Genomic DNA, 16,462 nt, shown 5'->3' with positions numbered 1-16,462 from the left:
ACGGGGCACGCCGCCCGACTCGCCCGCCCACCGTGCGCCGCGCGGCGAGCATGCCTGCGTTGTGCCCAGCTCCCCGCCCGGTAATCCGCCGCGAGCCCCCTGGCCGGACCGCTCGGGACCCGGTCCCCGGACGGCGGCATTCGGGTCACAACAAATCCGGTCGGCCGCTGTCCGCCCGGCGCCGTACACTGGGCGCAGCGAAAAGCGTGGATGGGGACGAGTAGCGGCGTCAGCAGCCCAGAGCGACCCGGGGACGGTGTGAGCCCGGGGGCCAAGCGCGACGTGAAGATCACCCCGGAGCCGCCGGAAGAAAGCCGTGGCAGGACCGCCGCGGCGAGTAGAACCGGCTCGCGACCCCAATGAGGGGGCTCACCGGAGCACACGACGCACCGGCGGGCCAAGGAGGGTGGTACCGCGGGAGCACGGCTCTCGTCCCTCCGACGGAAGGCAGCACGTCCGCCGGAGGAAGCTCGTTGAATACGCAGCCGCAGTACCGCCAGGTGCCCGCCCAGGTCGACCTGCCCGCGCTCGAACACGCGGTGCTCGACTTCTGGCGTAAGCAGAAGATCTTCGCCAAGAGCCTGGAGCAGTCCGAGGGCCGCCCCGAGTGGGTGTTCTACGAGGGCCCGCCCACCGCCAACGGCATGCCCGGCGCCCACCACATCGAGGCGCGGGTCTTCAAGGACGTCTTCCCCCGCTTCCGCACGATGCGCGGCTACCACGTGGGCCGCAAGGCCGGCTGGGACTGCCACGGCCTGCCCGTGGAGCTGGCGGTGGAGAAGGAGCTGGGCTTCTCCGGCAAGCAGGACATCGAGGCGTACGGCATCGCCGAGTTCAACGCGAAGTGCCGCGAGTCGGTGACCCGGCACACCGACGCCTTCGAAGAGCTGACCACGCGCATGGGTTACTGGGCGGACCTCCAGGACCCGTACCGCACGATGGACCCCGAGTACATCGAGTCCGTCTGGTGGTCGCTGAAGACGATCTTCGACAAGGGCCTGCTGGTCCAGGACCACCGCGTCGCCCCCTGGTGCCCCCGCTGCGGCACCGGCCTGTCCGACCACGAGCTGGCCCAGGGCTACGAGACGGTCGTCGACCCGTCCGTCTACGTCCGCTTCCCGCTGACCTCGGGCCCGCTGGCCGGCGAGGCCGCGCTGGTCGTCTGGACGACGACCCCGTGGACCCTGGTCTCCAACACGGCGGTCGCCGCGCACCCCGACGTCACCTACGTCGTCGCGACGAAGGGCCCGGAAGGTGGGGAGAAGCTGGTCGTCGCCGAGCCGCTGGTGGAGAAGGCCCTCGGCGAGGGCTGGGAGACCACCGGGCAATCCTTCACCGGCGCCGAGATGGAGCGCTGGACGTACCAGCGCCCCTTCGAGCTGGTGGAGTTCCCCGAGCCCGCGCACTACGTGGTGAACGCGGAGTACGTCACCACCGAGGACGGCACCGGCCTCGTCCACCAGTCCCCCGCCTTCGGTGAGGACGACCTCAAGGTCTGCCGCGCGTACGGCCTGCCGGTGGTCAACCCGGTCCGCCCGGACGGCACCTTCGAGGAGGACGTCCCGCTCGTCGGCGGCGTCTTCTTCAAGAAGGCCGACGAGAAGCTGACCGAGGACCTGGACACCCGGGGCCTGCTCTTCAAGCACATCCCCTACGAGCACAGCTACCCGCACTGCTGGCGCTGCCACACGGCGCTGCTGTACTACGCGCAGCCGTCCTGGTACATCCGCACCACCGCCATCAAGGACCGCCTGCTCCAGGAGAACGAGAAGACCAACTGGTTCCCGGAGGCGGTCAAGCACGGCCGGTACGGCGACTGGCTGAACAACAACATCGACTGGGCGCTCTCCCGCAACCGCTACTGGGGCACCCCGCTGCCCATCTGGCGCTGCGAGGACGACCACCTCACGGTCGTCGGCTCCCGAGCGGAGCTGACCGAGCTGTCCGGCACCGACCAGTCGGCCCTGGACCCGCACCGCCCGTACATCGACGACGTGACCTTCGCCTGCCCCCAGGACGGGTGCGGGAAGACGGCCACGCGCGTGCCGGAGGTGATCGACGCCTGGTACGACTCGGGTTCGATGCCGTTCGCGCAGTGGGGCTACCCGTACAAGAACAAGGAGCTGTTCGAGAGCCGCTACCCGGCGCAGTTCATCTCCGAGGCCATCGACCAGACCCGCGGCTGGTTCTACACGCTGATGGCGGTCGGCACCCTCGTCTTCGACAAGTCGTCCTACGAGAACGTGGTCTGCCTCGGCCACATCCTCGCCGAGGACGGCCGCAAGATGTCCAAGCACCTGGGCAACATCCTCCAGCCGATCCCGCTGATGGACCAGCACGGCGCCGACGCGGTCCGCTGGTTCATGGCGGCCGGCGGTTCGCCCTGGGCGGCCCGCCGGGTGGGCCACGGCACCATCCAGGAGGTGGTCCGCAAGACGCTCCTCACGTACTGGAACACGGTCGCCTTCCAGGCCCTGTACGCCCGCACCTCGGGCTGGGCGCCGAGCGAGGCGGACCCGGCCCCGGCCGACCGCCCGGTCCTCGACCGCTGGCTGCTCTCCGAGCTGCACGCGCTGACCGACCAGGTCACGCAGGCGCTGGACGCCTACGACACCCAGCGGGCGGGCAAGCTGCTGTCCGCGTTCGTCGACGACCTGTCCAACTGGTACGTGCGCCGCTCCCGCCGCCGCTTCTGGCAGGGCGACAAGGCGGCGCTGCGCACCCTGCACGAGGTCGTCGAGACGGTCACCAAGCTGATGGCGCCGCTGACCCCGTTCATCACCGAGCGGGTCTGGCAGGACCTGGTCGTGCCGGTCACCCCGGGCGCGCCCGAGTCGGTGCACCTGTCCTCGTGGCCGGAGGCCGACCTCACGGCGATCGACCCGGAGCTGTCGAAGCAGATGGTCCTGGTCCGCCGCCTGGTCGAGCTGGGCCGTGCCACGCGCGCGGAGTCGGGCGTCAAGACCCGGCAGCCGCTCAGCCGCGCGCTGATCGCGGTGGCCGGCTTCGACACGCTCTCCCCCGAGCTGCACACGCAGATCACCGAGGAGCTGAACGTCGCGTCCCTGGCGTCGCTGAGCGAGGTCGGCGGCTCCCTGGTCGACACGACGGCGAAGGCCAACTTCCGGGCGCTGGGCAAGCGGTTCGGCAAGCGCGTCCAGGACGTGGCGAAGGCCGTCGCCGCCGCGGACGCCGCCGCGCTGTCCCTCGCGCTGCGCGAGGGCACGGCCTCGGTGGAGGTCGACGGCGAGACCGTGACCCTCGCCCCCGACGAGGTGATCATCACCGAGACGCCGCGCGAGGGCTGGTCGGTCGCCTCCGACTCGGGCGCGACGGTGGCGCTCGACCTGGAGATCACGGAGGAGCTGCGCCGCGCGGGCCTCGCCCGGGACGCGATCCGCCTGATCCAGGAGGCCCGCAAGAACAGCGGCCTCGACGTCGCCGACCGGATCGCCCTGCGCTGGACGGCCACGGACCCGGCGACGATCGCCGCCCTGACCGACCACTCCGGCCTGATCGCCGACGAGGTCCTGGCGACGGACTTCGCCCAGGGCGAGGCGGACGACACATACGGCGAGCCGTTCACGGACGAGGGGCTGTCCCTCTCGTTCCGGCTGCGCAAGCAGTAACCGCCCGGCGACACCTGGGCCCGGCCTCCCTCGCGCGAGGGGCGCCGGGCCCAGTGCTGTCTGCCGTTGCTGTCTGTCGGTGCGGGCCCAAGGGTGGGTCTCGCTCACCGGCGCTTGCCGGGCGCCGCCGCGCAAAAGGGAGGGCCCCGGGTCGGAAACCCGGGGCCCTCCCTGAACGTTGCCGAAGGCTACGCCGTACTACAGCTCAGTTGTCGTCCTCGTCGATCAGGAACCCGCGCATCGGCGACGGCGCCTGCCCCATCGGCGACGGCCCCTGGGGCCGCACCGGTGCCATCGGCTGGGTCATCGCCGGCGACATCTGCTGCTGGCCGCCGTAGGACGGACCGGACTGGCCCGGACCGCTGCCCATCGACTGGTTGCCGCCGTAGGACGGGGCACTGGCACCGGCCGGTGCCATCGAGGGCGCCGGGGACGGCGGCAGGGAAGCCGTCGCGGGCGTGCGCGGCGGGGCGAGCGAGTCGTCCGCCTGGGTCTCCAGCTGGCGCAGCTGCGACTCCAGGTAGGACTTCAGCCGCGTGCGGTACTCGCGCTCGAAGCCGCGCAGGTCCTCGACCTTGCGCTCCAGCGTGGCGCGGGCGGACTCCAGGGAGCCCATCGCGACGCGGTGCTTCTCCTGCGCGTCCCGCTCCAGGGCGTCCGCCTTGGCACGGGCGTCCCGCTCCAGACCCTCGGCGCGCGAACGGGCCTCACCGACGATCTTGTTGGCCTCGGAACGGGCCTCGGCGATCGCCTGGTCGGCGGTCTGCTGGGCCAGCGAGAGCACCCGGGCGGCACTGTCGCCGCCGGGGCCGCCCTGACCGGGCATGCCGGGGCCGCCGTGACCCTGCGGGCCGCCCATGGGGCCGCCCATCGGACCGGGACCCATCTGGCCCTGCATCGGACCCTGGCCCATCGGCCCCGGACCCTGGCCCATCGGGCCGGGACCCTGCGGGCCACCCTGTCCGCCGGGGCCGGCGGGCAACTGCGGGGCACCGCTCGGCAGCTGGGGCGGTCCACCCATGGGGCCACCCATCTGCTGCTGCGGCGGGCCCGATATGCCGGCGGGCACCGGAGCGCCGGGTCCTCGCATGCCCTGCTGCGGCATACCGCCCTGCTGCTGGGGATGCCCCTGCTGGTGCTGCGGCTGCTGCTGCTGATCCTGCGGAGGTTCCGGAGGCTTGCGCATGTTCTGCTGGTTCTGCGCGGCCGCGCGCGTCGCCGCGGCCAGCTTGGCGCGCAGGTCCTCGTTCTCGCGGAGCAGCCGGGTCAGTTCGGCTTCGACCTCGTCGAGGAAGGCATCGACCTCGTCCTCGTCATAGCCTTCTCGGAGGCGGACGGTCGTGAACTGCTTGTTCCGCACGTCCTCGGGGGTCAACGGCATCTCTTCACCTCAACGTTGTCGTCGGCATTCGGCAAGCCCGTATCTCTCTCATCGATCACAGCCGGCTCACGATCGAGATCAGGATGTAGACGATGATCATCAGTACGAAGAAGGACAGGTCGAGCGCCACGCCCCCGAGACGCAGCGGCGGGATGACCCGCCGCAGAAGCTTCAGCGGTGGATCGGTGACAGTGTAGGTGGCCTCCAGAACGACCACCATCGCCTTGCCGGGTTGCCACGAGCGGGCGAACTGGAAGACGTAGTCCATGACCAACCGGAAGATGAGCACGATGAGGAAGCACATCAGCGCGATGTAGATGACATCCAGGACCACGCTCATGACCTGTGCTTCCCTCTCCCCTGAACCATCTCTCGGACCCTTCTTCGGGCCCGTGTTCTTGCTCTGTACCGGTGGTGCGTCTCAGCTCTGGTTGAAGAACCCGCCCTCTGCGATGCGGGCCTTGTCCTCCGCCGTGACATCGACGTTAGCAGGAGACAGCAGGAACACCTTCTGCGTCACCCGCTCGATACTGCCGTGAAGACCAAACACCAAACCGGCCGCAAAGTCGACAAGTCGCTTCGCATCTGTGTCATCCATCTCAGTGAGATTCATGATCACCGGAGTGCCCTCACGGAAGTGTTCCCCGATGGTACGGGCCTCGTTGTAGGTCCGGGGGTGAAGTGTGGTGATCCGGTAGGGCTCTCGTTCGGACACGACCTTGGGCATGATGACCGGTGCGCTCTTTTCCAGGCTTGCGCGTTCTTGTGTGATGGACGCCACGGGCGCGATCCGCGCCGGACGACCGGATTCCGCCGCGAGCGAAGAGGAACGGGGCATCGGCTCGCGCTGCGCGGGCGGTTGTACGACTCGTACCTCTTCGTCCCTTTGGGGCTGATGCGCACCATGTGACTGGTGCGCCGGTTCGTGGCGCCGGTGATCCCGTTCGGGTTCCGGGTCCAGTTCGGGTTCGAAGTCGTCGTCGGGGTCGAACCCCCGGCCGTCGTACCCATCGTCCTCCACGAGGCCGAGGTAGACCGCCATCTTGCGCATCGCGCCGGCCATGCTCTGAGTCCTCCGCTCTGTGGTGGATCTGCCGACGACTCCAAGTGCCTGCGATCCACGAGGTCGTTGCGTCCGCCTTTCGGCGGTAATGACCATATTTTCTGCTGTGGTCCGACTTCTTGGCGACGTTACCCGAGCCTGGGGCGGACTCCGAGTACCGCAGTGCCGACGCGTACATGTGTCGCTCCGGCGGCCACGGCCTGTTCGAGGTCCGCACTCATCCCCGCGGAGACCATGTTCGCAGCCGGATGGGTTCGGCGCACGTAGGTCGACAAATCCATGAGGTGCTCGAACGCCGCCTGTTGCCGTCCCGCGTACTCGCCGGTGAGCGGGGCCACGGTCATCAGCCCGTCGAACCGCAGCCCGTCCGATCCGGCGACCAGGTCGGCCAACTCTTCGATTCCGCCGGGCGCGACGCCACCGCGCTCCCCGCGCCCGCTCTCCCCCGCGTCGAGCGCGACCTGGAGGAGGCAGCCCACCTCGCGGCCGGCCCGTACGGCCTCCTTCGACAGGGCCGTGACCAGCCTGGCCCGGTCGACCGACTGCACGACGTCCGCGTAACCGACTACGGAACGCACCTTGTTGGTCTGCAACTGACCGACGAAATGCCATGTCAGCGGCAGGTCGGAGCAGGCGGCGGCCTTGGGCGCCGCGTCCTGGTCGCGGTTCTCCGCGACGTGGCGCACCCCGAGTTCCGAGAGAATGCGCACATCGTCCGCGGGGTAGGTCTTGGTGACCACGATCAGGGTCACGTCCTCGCGCGGGCGGCCCGCGGCCGCGCAGGCCGCGGTGATGCGCTCTTCCACTGCCGCCAGGTTGGCGGCGAGTTCGTGCTTACGGTCCGTCATGCCCCATCAGTCCAGCCACACATAGCCCGCGAGCCGCCCGGTGGTGCGGTCGCGTCGGTACGAGAAGTGGTCCGCCGACTCCCGGGTGCACACCGGCGACTGCGCCCGGTCGCGCACCCCGAGGCGTTCGAGCTGTGCGTGCACCCCGGCGCCCACGTCGAGCGCCGGAGTGCCCCAGCTCGTCTCGGCGTACGCGGCCGGTTCGACGGCGGCCACCTCGGCGCGCATCTCCTCGGGCACCTCGTAGCACCGGCCGCACACGGCGGGTCCGGTGCGGGCGACGATCCTGGCGGGGTCGGCGCCGAGTCCGGTCATGGCCCGTACGGCGGCGGGGACGACCCCCGCGACCAGGCCGGGCCGGCCCGCGTGGGCCGCGGCGGCGACGCCGGCGACCGGGTCGGCCAGCAGGACGGGCACGCAGTCGGCGGTGAGGACGGCGAGGGCGAGACCGCGTTCGGCGGTGACGACGGCGTCGACCCGCGGCACCGGGCGGTCGCCCCAGGGCGCGTCGACCACGGCGACGTCGGCGCCGTGCACCTGGTTCATCCAGACCACCCGGGCCGGGTCGACGCCCAGCGACTTGGCCGCCAGCTCCCGGTTGGCCGTGACGGCGCCGGGTTCGTCGCCGACCGCGCCGCCGAGATTGAGCTCCTCGTACGGAACGGCGCTCACTCCGCCCCACCGGTCGGTGAAGCCGAAGTGCGCGCCGTTCACGGTGTCGCGCTGTCCTATCACTTCAGGAAGTCCGGCACGTCCAGTTCCTCGGCCGCGCTGTCCGAGTAGGTCCGCGACGGCGGCACCGGCGGCGGCGAGACCGGCGGCAGGTCGGCGACCGGCTCCGGCGCGGGCGCCTGCTCGGGCTCCTCCTTCGGCTTGACGCTGCCCAGCGAGCCGAAGGACGGGCGGCTCTCGGTCTGCCGGGCCGGGGTGGGCTCCTCGCGCTTGGCCGAGGAGGACCCGAGGACGTTGTCCCGCTTGGACGGCGGCTGGCCCCCGTCGAAGCCGGCCGCGATCACGGTGACCCGTACCTCGTCGCCGAGGGCGTCGTCGATGACCGCACCGAAGATGATGTTGGCCTCGGGGTGGGCGGCCTCGCTGACCAGCTGGGCGGCCTCGTTGATCTCGAACAGACCGAGGTCGGAACCGCCGGAGATGGAGAGCAGCACGCCCCGGGCGCCGTCGATGGACGCCTCGAGCAGCGGCGAGGAGATCGCCATCTCGGCCGCGGCCACCGCGCGATCGTCGCCGCGGGCCGAGCCGATGCCCATGAGCGCCGAACCGGCCTCGGACATGACCGACTTCACGTCGGCGAAGTCGAGGTTGATCAGGCCGGGCGTGGTGATGAGGTCGGTGATGCCCTGCACACCGGAGAGCAGCACCTGGTCGGCGGACTTGAACGCGTCGAGCACGCTGACCTGCCGGTCCGAGATGGACAGCAGGCGGTCGTTGGGGATGACGATGAGGGTGTCGACCTCTTCGCGGAGCTCGGCGATGCCGTCCTCGGCCTGGTTGGCCCGGCGCCGTCCCTCGAAGGTGAACGGGCGGGTGACCACGCCGATGGTGAGGGCGCCCAGCGAGCGGGCGATGTTGGCCACGACGGGTGCGCCGCCGGTGCCGGTGCCGCCGCCTTCACCGGCTGTCACGAAGACCATGTCGGCCCCCTTGAGGACCTCCTCGATCTCCTCGCGGTGGTCCTCGGCGGCCTTGCGGCCGACGGCCGGGTTGGCTCCGGCGCCGAGTCCGCGGGTGAGTTCGCGGCCGACGTCGAGCTTGACGTCGGCGTCGCTCATCAACAGCGCCTGTGCGTCGGTGTTGATGGCGATGAACTCGACGCCCTTGAGACCGACCTCGATCATCCGGTTGATGGCATTGACACCACCGCCGCCGACACCGATGACTTTGATGACTGCGAGGTAGTTCTGCGGTGCTGCCACGTCGAAGGCCTCTCGCCTCGAGTTACGTGTCGTCCGGCCGCCGAAGCTCTGATGCCCCCGCGACCCGACGACTGATGCCGATTGGGACGGTCCGTAGCGCCGACCCGAACCCTAACGCTGAAGTTTAGGGTTACCAGTGTGTCTGTTCCTTGGACTCTTCCGAACAGGACACTAAGTCGACAAGTGGCGCACGTTCAACGAACACGCCGAACCTCCCGTTTTTCTTTTCACCCTATGTGATCAGCCGTAGCGCTGCCCAACCAGGGTGCTGGCCTGCGTGTATGGCCGTCAACTCCCCGATGACGCCGGGGCGGTGGGAACACTCACGTCGAAGTGCCGCGCGTCGGGCGTCGCTTTCATCAGCGCGGTGAGCGCGCGGGCTTTGCGCACACCCTGCTCACCGCTGCCCCACGACACGGTCCTCCCGCCGCTCAACTCCAGCGAGATGTCGTCGTAGGAACGGACCTCGACGACCCGTGTGTCCCGGGCGACCTTGTCCGGAAGCCGGCCGGCCACCCGCACCGCCTCGCGCACCAGGCGGTCGTCGTCGAAGCGGCGCAGGCTCGGCGCGGCGGAGCCGGAACGGGCGGGTTCCAATTTCAGCGCGGGCACGCCTTTCGGGGCCTTGGAAACCGTGGCGAAACGGACACCTTCCTCGTCCACTTCTACGAAGTTTCGGCCCTTTTGGGCAATCAGGACCGGAGTACGCTCGGTCACTTTCAGTCCGATTCCGTGCGGCCAGGAACGCTCCGCCTCGACCTCGTCAATGCGGGGCAATTTCCGGCGCAGCCGGGCCTCGACCGCCTCCGTGTCGACCGAGATCAGCGGGTCCCCGACCGGCACGTCGGCGGCCTCGCGCACCTGAGCGGGCGTCAGAACACGTGTACCCGAGACGGACACGTCTTCGAGGCGCGTCCAGTTCGAGCCGTAGAGCACCCAGACCGTTCCGCCCGCGACGAGCACGAGCGCGACGGCGAGGATGATGATCGTACGAAGGCGGGGCGGCCGGAAGCGGCGGGCCCGGGGCGGGCCGGACGACTCCTCCTGGCGTGCACCGCGCTCGGCGGTGGTCGGTCCGGCCACGCTCCCCTGCCTTCCGTCAGACGTGTCTAGCGGTGCGCGCGGGCGGCGATCGCCTCGTACACCATGCCGACGAGGAGGTCGTCGGCGTCCCGGCGGCCGAACTCGGCGGCGGCGCGGGACATCTCGTACAGCCGGTGCGGGTCGGCGAGCACGGGCAGGACGTTCTGCTGGAGCCACTCGGGCGTGAGTTCCGCGTCGTCGACCAGCAGCCCGCCGCCGGCCTTGACCACCGGCTGGGCGTTGAGCCGCTGTTCGCCGTTGCCGATGGGCAGCGGGACGTAGGCGGCCGGGAGCCCGACGGCGGAGAGTTCGGCGACGGTCATCGCGCCCGCGCGGCAGAGCATCATGTCGGCGGCGGCGTACGCGAGATCCATCCGGTCCAGATAACTTACCGGGACATACGGGGGCATCCCCGGCATCTGGTGGACCTGCGGCAGTTCGTTCTTGGGGCCGACCGCGTGCAGGATCTGGATGCCGGCCTGCTGGAGCCAGGGCGCGACCTGCTGGATCACCTCGTTGAGACGGCGGGCGCCCTGCGAGCCGCCGGTGACCAGCAGCGTCGGCAGGTTGGGGTCGAGCCCGAACATCGCGCGGGCCTCGGGACGGACGGCGGCCCGGTCGAGGGTGGCGATGGACCGGCGCAGCGGGATGCCGATGTAGCGGGAGTTGCGCAGCTTGCTGTCGGGGGTGGAGACGGCGACCTGCGCGGCGTAGCGCGAGCCGATCTTGTTGGCGAGACCGGGCCGGGCGTTCGCCTCGTGGACGACGATCGGCACGCCGAGCCGCTTGGCCGCGAGGTAGGCGGGCAGCGCCACGTAACCGCCGAAGCCGGCCACGGCGTCCGCCTTGGTGCGCTCCAGGATCTGCTCGGCCGCCTTGATGGTGCCGCGCAGCCGGCCCGGGACGGTGATCAGCTCGGGGGTGGGCTTGCGCGGCAGCGGTACGGCCGGGATCAGCGCCAGCTCGTAACCCCGCTCGGGCACCAGGCGGGTCTCCAGGCCGCGTTCCGTGCCCAGGGCCGTGATCCCCACGGTCGGATCCTGCCTGCGCAGGGCGTCCGCGAGGGCGAGCGCGGGCTCGATGTGGCCCGCGGTTCCTCCGCCGGCGAGTACGACATGCACCGAAATTCACCGCTCTCCGGACGAGCGCGCCGCGGAGGCGCGCCGTCGCATCGTGTTCCAACTCCCAGGGCTCCGCTTGGCCGCGGGTGCCCTGGCTCCCCGCTTTCTACCAAAGCGAGGTTGCCGCAACGCAAGCGCCGCCCGCGCACCGGGTTCGTCACGCGCGAAGGCGATCAGCAGACCGATGGCGAACATGGTCGGCAGCAGGGCGGAACCCCCGTAGGAGAACAGCGGGAGCGGGACACCGGCGATCGGCAGCAGCCCGAGGACCGCGCCGATGTTGATCACGGCCTGGGCCGTGATCCAGGTGGTCACGCCTCCCGCGGCATACCTCACGAAGGGGTCCTCCGTGCGTCCGGCCACGCGGATACCCGCATAGCCTAGAGCCGCGAAGAGGGCGAGCACCGACAGCGTCCCCGCCAGACCCAGTTCCTCACCGGTGACGGCGAAGATGAAGTCGGTGTGCGCTTCGGGGAGTTGGCCCCATTTCTCCACACTGGCCCCGAGCCCGGACCCGAACAGCCCGCCCGAGGCGAGGGCGTAGATGCCGTGCACGGCCTGCCAGCAGGAGTCGCCGGGCCCCGGGTCGGTGGCACCGAGGCAGTTGAGCCGGGCCATGCGGTTCGCGCTGGTCTTGATGAGGATGACGCCGAGCAGCAGGGCGATCGAGAGCACGCCCGCGAACAGCCGGGTGGGCGCGCCGGCCAGCCACAGCAGGCCGAAGAGGATCGCCGTGAGGATGATCGCGGTACCCATGTCGCCGCCGATCATGATCAGCCCCAGCAGCATGAACGCGGCCGGCACCAGCGGCACCAGCATGTGCTTCCACTGGGTCAGCAGCTTCTTGTCGTGCTTGCGGGCGAGCAGGTCGGCGCCCCACAGCACCAGGGCCAGCTTGCCGAACTCGCTGGGCTGGATCTGGAAGGAGCCGCCCAGCGAGATCCAGTTCTGGTTGCCGTTGACCGCGACTCCTATCCCCGGCACCTGGACCAGGATCATCAGGAAGACGGCCCCGGCGAGGATCGGATAGGCCAGCGCCCGGTGCAGTTTGACCGGCATCCGCATGGCGGCGACCATGAGGCCGGCGCCGATGAGCGCGGCGAGCGCCTGCTTGCGGAAGAAGTACGAGCCCGGCAGCGACAGCTGGAGCGCGGTGATCTGGGACGCCGAGTAGACCATCACCAGGCCGAGCACGGTGATCAGCAGACTGCCGCCGAAAATCAGGTAGTACGCGGTCAGCGGCCGGTCCCAGGCGCGGCGCAGCCGGTGGTAGAGGCGGAGCACGGGGTTCTCGTGCGGCGGCACCGGTGCGGCGGGTCGCTTGACGGACCGCTGCACGGGCGGGCGTCCGGTGCGGCTCTGGGGACTACCGGGCATCGCGGCCTCCGCTGTCCGTCGGCATGGACCGTCCCACGCGTCCTCCCGAGTTCACCCGGCGGCAGGAGGCGGCCGGGTCAGGCGCCGAGTTCGCGAACGGCCTGCGCGAACGCGTCACCGCGCTGGTTGTAGTTGGTGAACATGTCCATCGAGGCACAGGCCGGTGCCAGCAGCACCGTGTCGCCGGGCCGGGCGAGCCGCCGCGCCTCCTGGACGGCCTGGAGCATCGCCCCAGTGTCGGTCCGGTCGAGGTCGACCACGGGTACTTCCGGCGCGTGTCGCGCCAGGGCTTCGCGGATCAGGGCACGGTCGGCGCCGATGAGGACCGCGCCGCGCAGCCGCTTCGCCGCGCCCGCGACCAGTTCGTCGAAGGTCGCGCCCTTCGCCAGTCCGCCGGCGATCCACACGATCGACTCGTAGGCCGCCAAGGAGGCTTCGGTGGCGTGGGTGTTGGTGGCCTTGGAGTCGTCCACGTACGCCACCCCGTCCACGTCGGCGACGTGCGCGATGCGGTGGGCGTCCGGGGTGAAGGCGCGCAGCCCGTCCCGTACGGCGGCGGCGGGGACGCCGAAGGCGCGGGCGAGGCCCGCGGCGGCAAGGGCGTTGGCGATGTTGTGCGGGGCCGGCGGGTTGACGTCGGAGACCTCGGCGAGTTCCTGGGCGTTCTTCTGCCGGTCCTCGACGAAGGCGCGGTCGACCAGGAGGCCCTCCACGACGCCGAGTTGGGAGGGGGCGGGCGTACCCAGCGTGAAGCCGACCGCCCGGCAGCCCTCCTCGACGTCGGCGGCGCGCACCAGGTCCTCGGTGGCCTTGTCGGCGACGTTGTAGACGCAGGCGACCTGGTTGCCCTCGTAGATGCGGCCCTTGTCGGCGGCGTAGGCCTCCATCGAGCCGTGCCAGTCGAGGTGGTCCGGGGCGAGGTTGAGCACGACGGCGGAGTGGGCGCGCAGGGAGGGCGCCCAGTGGAGCTGGTAGCTGGACAGCTCCACGGCGAGGACGTCGTACTCCTCCTCGCCGGTGACCGCGTCCAGCAGAGAGACGCCGATGTTGCCGACGGCGGCGGTGCGCAGACCGGCCGCCTTCAGGATCGACGCGAGCATCTGGACGGTGGTGGTCTTGCCGTTGGTGCCGGTGACCGCCAGCCAGGGGGCGGCGCCCGGGCCGCGCAGGCGCCAGGCCAGTTCGACGTCGCCCCAGACGGGGACGCCTGCCTCGCGGGCCGCCGTGAACAGCGGCTTGTCCGGCTTCCAGCCCGGCGCGGTGACGATCAGCTCGGTGCCCTCGGGAAGCGTGTCCCCGTCGCCCAGGCGCACGGTGACGCCGAGCGCCTCCAGCTCCGCCGCCTGCGTCCGGGCGCGCTCGTCGGCGCCGTCGTTGACGACGGTGACGTGCGCGCCGAGCCCGTGCAGCACCTTGGCCGCCGGGACGCCGGAGACGCCGAGTCCGGCGACGGTGACGTGCTTGCCGGTGAATTCCGAAGGCACCGAGGAGGTCACTTGTCCGCTGCCCATCCCGCGTAGAAGAGGCCGAGTCCGACGATCACACAGATGCCCTGGATGATCCAGAAACGGACCACGACAAGGACCTCGGACCAGCCTTTGAGTTCGAAGTGGTGCTGGAGTGGCGCCATCCGGAAGACCCGCTTTCCGGTGAGGCGGAAGGAGCCGACCTGGATGACCACCGACATGGTGATCAGGACGAACAGGCCGCCGAGGATGGCCATCAGCAGTTCGGTGCGCGAGCAGATCGCCAGACCCGCCAGCACGCCGCCGAGCGCGAGCGAACCGGTGTCGCCCATGAAGATCTTGGCCGGCGAGGTGTTCCACCACAGGAAGCCGAGGCAGGAGCCCATCAGCGCGGAGGCGACCACCGCCAGGTCGAGCGGGTCCCTCACCTCGTAGCAGGCGCCCGGGTTGGTCAGGGTCAGCGCGTTGGCGCAGGACTCCTGGAACTGCCAGACGCCGATGAAGGTGTAGGCGCCGAAGACCAGGACGGAGGCGCCGGTGGCCAGGCCGTCCAGGCCGTCGGTGAGGTTCACGCCGTTCGACATGGCGAGGATCATGAACAGCGCCCAGATGACGAACAGCACCGGGCCGATGGTCCAGCCGAAGTCGGTGATGAACGACAGCTTCGTGGACGCCGGGGTGTTGCCCCGGTTGTCCGCGAACTGAAGCGAGAGCACGGCGAAGCCGATGCCGACGATCAGCTGGCCGGCCATCTTCGCCTTGGCCCGCAGGCCCAGCGAACGCCGCTTGACGATCTTGATGTAGTCGTCGAGGAAGCCGACCAGGCCCATGCCCACCATCAGGCCGAGCACCAGCAGACCGGAGAAGGTCGGCCCCGCGTCGATGTCGGGGTCCAGATAGCCGGTGATGCCCTTGGCGAGGAAGTACGCGGCGACCGTCGCCAGGATGAAGGCGATACCACCCATGGTCGGCGTACCGCGCTTGCTGGCGTGCTCGCGCGGGCCGTCGTCGCGGATGTACTGGCCGTAGCCCTTGCGGGCCAGCAGCTTGATCAGCAGCGGGGTGCCGACCAGCGTCAGGAAGAGGCCAATGACTCCTGCGAACAGGATCTGCTTCATCATCGGGCGGCAACCTCACCCTCGGTGCCGGCCTCGAGCAGCGCCGTGGCGACGCTTTCCAGACCCACCGAACGGGACGCCTTCACGAGCACGACGTCCCCCGGGCGCAACTCGCTGCGCAACAGGTCGACCGCCGCCTGTGCGTCGGACACGTGCACCGACTCCTCACCCCACGAACCCTCGTTATATGCGCCCAGTTGCAGCCATTGGGCTTCCCTGCCCCCGACCGCGACGAGCTTGCTGACGTTGAGCCGGACGGCGAGCCGTCCGACCGCGTCGTGCTCGGCGAGCGCCTCGTCCCCGAGCTCGGCCATCTTGCCGAGCACCGCCCACGTACGGCGCCCCTTGCTCATGGCGACCAGCGCACGCAGCGCGGCCTTCATGGACTCGGGGTTCGCGTTGTAGGCGTCGTTGACGACCGTCACGCCGTCCGGGCGCTCGGTGACCTCCATCCGCCAGCGGGAGAGGGAGCCCGCCTCGGAGAGCGCGGTGGCGATCTCGTCTGCGGACATGCCCAACTCGTGGGCGACGGCGGCCGCGGCGAGCGCGTTCGACACGTGATGCTCACCGTACAGGCGCATGGTCACATCGCTTGCACCGGAGGGTGTGTGAAGGCTGAAGGAAGGCTGTCCGGTGTCCGTGAGTCGCACGTTCTCGGCGCGAACGTCCGCTTCGCCGGACTCTCCGAAAAGGATCACCTTCGCCTTCGTTCGGGAGGCCATGGCCCGTACGAGGGGGTCGTCCGCGTTGAGGACCGCGGTGCCGCCCTCCTCGGCCGGCGGCAGCGCCTCGACGAGTTCGCCCTTGGCCTGGGCGATCTGCTCCCGGCCGCCGAACTCGCCGATGTGCGCGGAGCCGACGTTGAGGACGAGGCCGATCTTCGGCGGGGTCAGCTCGCACAGGTACCGGATGTGGCCGATGCCGCGGGCGCCCATCTCCAGGACGAGGAACTTCGTCTCGTCGGTGGCGGTGAGCGCGGTGAGCGGCAGCCCGACCTCGTTGTTCATGGAGCCGGGTGTGAAGACCGTGGGCGCCTTGCGGCGCAGGACCTGGGCGATCAGGTCCTTGGTGCTGGTCTTGCCGGCCGACCCGGTGAGGGCCACGAGGGTGGTGCCGAGGCGTCGCACGACGTGCCGGGCGAGGGCGCCCAGGGCGGTTTGGACGTCGTCCACGACGATCGCGGGCACGCCGACGGGGCGGGAGCCGAGGACGGCCACCGCTCCCGCTTCGACGACCTGCGCGGCGAAGTCGTGGCCGTCCACCCGTTCGCCCACGAAGGCGACGAAGAGGCTGCCGGGCCCCGCTTCCCGGGAGTCCCGGACGACCGGCCCGGTGACCGCGGCGGAGGCGTCCGGTATGTCGTGCATCCGCCCGCCGACGACGTCTGCGATCTCGGCGAGTGAGAGGGTGATCACAAGTTCGTCCCCTGGATCAGGATCAGG

General features: G+C 70.4%; 13 protein-coding genes. 1 reads left to right on the top strand and 12 read right to left on the bottom strand.

Going from position 1 to position 16,462, the window contains the following annotated elements; all coding sequences use genetic code 11:
- Positions 1-473: 473 nt before the first annotated feature.
- Positions 474-3,629 carry an isoleucine--tRNA ligase gene (gene ileS / locus ACIRGB_RS23540; RefSeq protein WP_403868381.1) on the top strand — a complete coding sequence of 1,052 codons (3,156 nt, stop codon included), beginning with the start codon at positions 474-476 and terminating at the stop codon, positions 3,627-3,629.
- Between the two features lie 205 nt (positions 3,630-3,834).
- On the opposite strand, the gene divIVA is transcribed toward ileS, so the two are convergent.
- From divIVA to murF, 12 genes are all read right to left on the bottom strand, one after another.
- The gene (divIVA, locus tag ACIRGB_RS23535) at positions 3,835-5,010 is read right to left on the bottom strand and encodes an apical growth/hyphal branching protein DivIVA (RefSeq protein ID WP_403868378.1); all 1,176 of its coding nucleotides are present in this window, start codon (positions 5,008-5,010) and stop codon (positions 3,835-3,837) included.
- Between the two features lie 55 nt (positions 5,011-5,065).
- A complete protein-coding gene (locus tag ACIRGB_RS23530) occupies positions 5,066-5,350 on the bottom strand; it encodes a YggT family protein (protein ID WP_115908676.1) in 285 nt (94 codons plus the stop codon).
- Between the two features lie 81 nt (positions 5,351-5,431).
- Positions 5,432-6,073, bottom strand: coding sequence for a cell division protein SepF (locus ACIRGB_RS23525; RefSeq protein ID WP_104635812.1), 642 nt, complete (start codon positions 6,071-6,073; stop codon positions 5,432-5,434).
- 128 nt (positions 6,074-6,201) lie between these two features.
- Positions 6,202-6,921: a YggS family pyridoxal phosphate-dependent enzyme gene (locus ACIRGB_RS23520; protein WP_403868373.1), complete on the bottom strand. Its 720-nt coding sequence runs from the start codon at positions 6,919-6,921 to the stop codon at positions 6,202-6,204.
- A gap of 6 nt (positions 6,922-6,927) precedes the next feature.
- A complete protein-coding gene (gene pgeF / locus ACIRGB_RS23515) occupies positions 6,928-7,656 on the bottom strand; it encodes a peptidoglycan editing factor PgeF (protein WP_403868370.1) in 729 nt (242 codons plus the stop codon).
- Positions 7,653-8,855 (bottom strand): cell division protein FtsZ, encoded by a 1,203-nt coding sequence (gene ftsZ, locus ACIRGB_RS23510; protein WP_161380268.1) that lies wholly within the window; start codon positions 8,853-8,855, stop codon positions 7,653-7,655. The genes pgeF and ftsZ overlap by 4 nt, the downstream gene beginning before the upstream one ends.
- Positions 8,856-9,143: 288 nt before the next feature.
- Positions 9,144-9,938 carry a cell division protein FtsQ gene (ftsQ, locus tag ACIRGB_RS23505; protein WP_403868367.1) on the bottom strand — a complete coding sequence of 265 codons (795 nt, stop codon included), beginning with the start codon at positions 9,936-9,938 and terminating at the stop codon, positions 9,144-9,146.
- Between the two features lie 26 nt (positions 9,939-9,964).
- Positions 9,965-11,059 carry an undecaprenyldiphospho-muramoylpentapeptide beta-N-acetylglucosaminyltransferase gene (gene murG, locus ACIRGB_RS23500; RefSeq protein ID WP_403868364.1) on the bottom strand — a complete coding sequence of 365 codons (1,095 nt, stop codon included), beginning with the start codon at positions 11,057-11,059 and terminating at the stop codon, positions 9,965-9,967.
- A gap of 6 nt (positions 11,060-11,065) precedes the next feature.
- The gene (gene ftsW, locus ACIRGB_RS23495; RefSeq protein WP_403868361.1) at positions 11,066-12,436 is read right to left on the bottom strand and encodes a putative lipid II flippase FtsW; all 1,371 of its coding nucleotides are present in this window, start codon (positions 12,434-12,436) and stop codon (positions 11,066-11,068) included.
- A gap of 77 nt (positions 12,437-12,513) precedes the next feature.
- Positions 12,514-13,920, bottom strand: a complete 1,407-nt coding sequence (gene murD, locus ACIRGB_RS23490; RefSeq protein ID WP_403868358.1) for a UDP-N-acetylmuramoyl-L-alanine--D-glutamate ligase — start codon at positions 13,918-13,920, stop codon at positions 12,514-12,516.
- An 8-nt stretch (positions 13,921-13,928) separates the two neighbouring features.
- Positions 13,929-15,020: a phospho-N-acetylmuramoyl-pentapeptide-transferase gene (gene mraY / locus ACIRGB_RS23485; RefSeq protein ID WP_403869097.1), complete on the bottom strand. Its 1,092-nt coding sequence runs from the start codon at positions 15,018-15,020 to the stop codon at positions 13,929-13,931.
- Complete coding sequence (gene murF, locus ACIRGB_RS23480) at positions 15,020-16,435, bottom strand: UDP-N-acetylmuramoyl-tripeptide--D-alanyl-D-alanine ligase (RefSeq protein WP_403868355.1); 1,416 nt, start codon at positions 16,433-16,435, stop codon at positions 15,020-15,022. The genes mraY and murF overlap by 1 nt, the downstream gene beginning before the upstream one ends.
- Positions 16,436-16,462: the final 27 nt, after the last annotated feature.

The organism is Streptomyces sp. NPDC102490, assembly GCF_044765285.1.
In the GTDB taxonomy this organism is placed as follows: Bacteria; Actinomycetota; Actinomycetes; order Streptomycetales; family Streptomycetaceae; genus Streptomyces.
Note: the sequence above shows the minus strand (reverse complement) of the source record. Positions and strands in the feature narration are given on the sequence as shown.

Bases quoted from the DNA above. Each gene is read 5' to 3' on its own strand.
- ACIRGB_RS23520 (WP_403868373.1), bottom strand. From the start codon at position 6,921: ATGACGGACCGTAAGCACGAACTCGCCGCCAACCTGGCGGCAGTGGAA.
- mraY (WP_403869097.1), bottom strand. From the start codon at position 15,020: ATGAAGCAGATCCTGTTCGCAGGAGTCATTGGCCTCTTCCTGACGCTG.
- ftsW (WP_403868361.1), bottom strand. From the start codon at position 12,436: ATGCCCGGTAGTCCCCAGAGCCGCACCGGACGCCCGCCCGTGCAGCGG.
- divIVA (WP_403868378.1), bottom strand. From the start codon at position 5,010: ATGCCGTTGACCCCCGAGGACGTGCGGAACAAGCAGTTCACGACCGTC.
- ACIRGB_RS23525 (WP_104635812.1), bottom strand. From the start codon at position 6,073: ATGGCCGGCGCGATGCGCAAGATGGCGGTCTACCTCGGCCTCGTGGAG.
- ACIRGB_RS23530 (WP_115908676.1), bottom strand. From the start codon at position 5,350: ATGAGCGTGGTCCTGGATGTCATCTACATCGCGCTGATGTGCTTCCTC.